The following is a 1,281-nucleotide window of genomic DNA, read 5'->3' on the forward strand; positions in this document are numbered from 1 at the left end:
CACCCCCGCGCGCTCGACGATCATCTCCAGGTTGTGCGGGTTGCAGATCCCGAGCCCGGTGCCGATCGGCGCGCCCAGGGGCATGACCGCAGCGCAGCCCACGTCCTCCAGGCGGCGGGCCAGGACCGGGTCGTCGGTGGTGTAGGGAAGGACGACGAAACCGTCATCGACCAGGTCCTCTGCGGCCTCCACCACCTCCACCCCGTCGGGCAGGAGCGTGCGCTCGTCAGCGATCACCTCGAGCTTCACCCAGTTCGTGCCCAGCGCCTCCCTCGCGAGCCGGGCGGTCTTCACGGCCTCGGTGGCGGACCGGCACCCGGCGGTGTTGGGCAACGGGCGGATGCCGAGCTCTTTCAGCATCCCGAGCAGCCCGAGTCCGCCGGCGCCGTCCATGCCCAGCCGCAGGTCGACCTTGCGGATCGACACGGTGGTCAACGCGGTCCCCGAGGCGATCAGCGCCTCGCGCAGGACCTCCTGGTTACCGGCACCGCCGGTGCCCGTGATGAGCCGCGAGGAGACCTCCTCGCCCGCGATAACCAGGGGCGAGTCCAGCACCGCGGCGACGCCAGACGGATACGCGGACGGCCCTGCGACGCCGCGAACCGGGGTCGCGGCCGAGGTCGGGTCAGCCACCCTGGACCGCCGTGAGGACGTCGATCTCCGCGCCCGCACCGAGCGGGGCGTCGTCCCAGCCCGAGCTGGGCACCACCACGCCGTCGACGGCGATGGCGACGCCCTCGTCGGGCAGGTCCAGCTCGGTGACCAGTGCGCGGACGGTCGCGCCGTCGGCCAGGGTGCGGTCCTCCCCGTTCACCGTGACGATCATGGGCCCTCCTACTCCACACTCGTCATCGTCCACTACAACTAGATCCCCGGGGCTGCCGATTCGGCCCTGAGTGCGCTGGGGCGTGCTGATGCTGCTCGGTGAGCCTGGCGGGATGGTGTGCGTGGGGAGTCCGCTTGGGGCTCGTCGGTCGGGCTTGAGTCCGTGATCGATTCCCCACGCCACGGCCTGGGCTCGGGTGCTCACGCCCATTTTTCGATACGCGGACCGGATGAAGGTCTTGACCGAATTGGTCGACAGGTAGCACTGCGCGGCGATGTCCTTGTTGGATAGTCCCTGGACAATGAGACCGATCACTTCCGCCTCTCTCGGAGACAGGCCCGCCTCTTTGGCCGGCCACTGGTCCGATCGCATCACCGATAGGCCGGGTCCAACCATGGTCACTCGCTGACCTGCGGCGATTTTTTCAATTCCCTCGACGAGTTCGAGCGCCGACA

Annotated in this window: 1 protein-coding gene and 2 pseudogenes; all 3 read right to left on the reverse strand. The window is 69.2% G+C overall.

Going from position 1 to position 1,281, the window contains the following annotated elements:
* Positions 1-555: pseudogene (gene thiG, locus DPA01S_RS16015) on the reverse strand (thiazole synthase); the annotation flags it as partial.
* 70 nt (positions 556-625) lie between these two features.
* On the reverse strand, positions 626-826 hold the full coding sequence (gene thiS, locus DPA01S_RS16020; RefSeq protein WP_017836465.1) for a sulfur carrier protein ThiS: 201 nt from the start codon (positions 824-826) through the stop codon (positions 626-628).
* A gap of 237 nt (positions 827-1,063) precedes the next feature.
* Positions 1,064-1,222 (reverse strand): annotated as a pseudogene (locus DPA01S_RS17400) (helix-turn-helix domain-containing protein); the annotation flags it as partial.
* Positions 1,223-1,281 lie beyond the last annotated feature (59 nt).

This window comes from Dietzia papillomatosis NBRC 105045 (assembly GCF_001570845.1).
GTDB lineage: Bacteria > Actinomycetota > Actinomycetes > Mycobacteriales > Mycobacteriaceae > Dietzia > Dietzia cinnamea.

Coding starts and splice junctions, on each gene's coding strand:
- thiS (WP_017836465.1), bottom strand. CDS start 826: ATGATCGTCACGGTGAACGGGGAGGACCGCACCCTGGCCGACGGCGCG.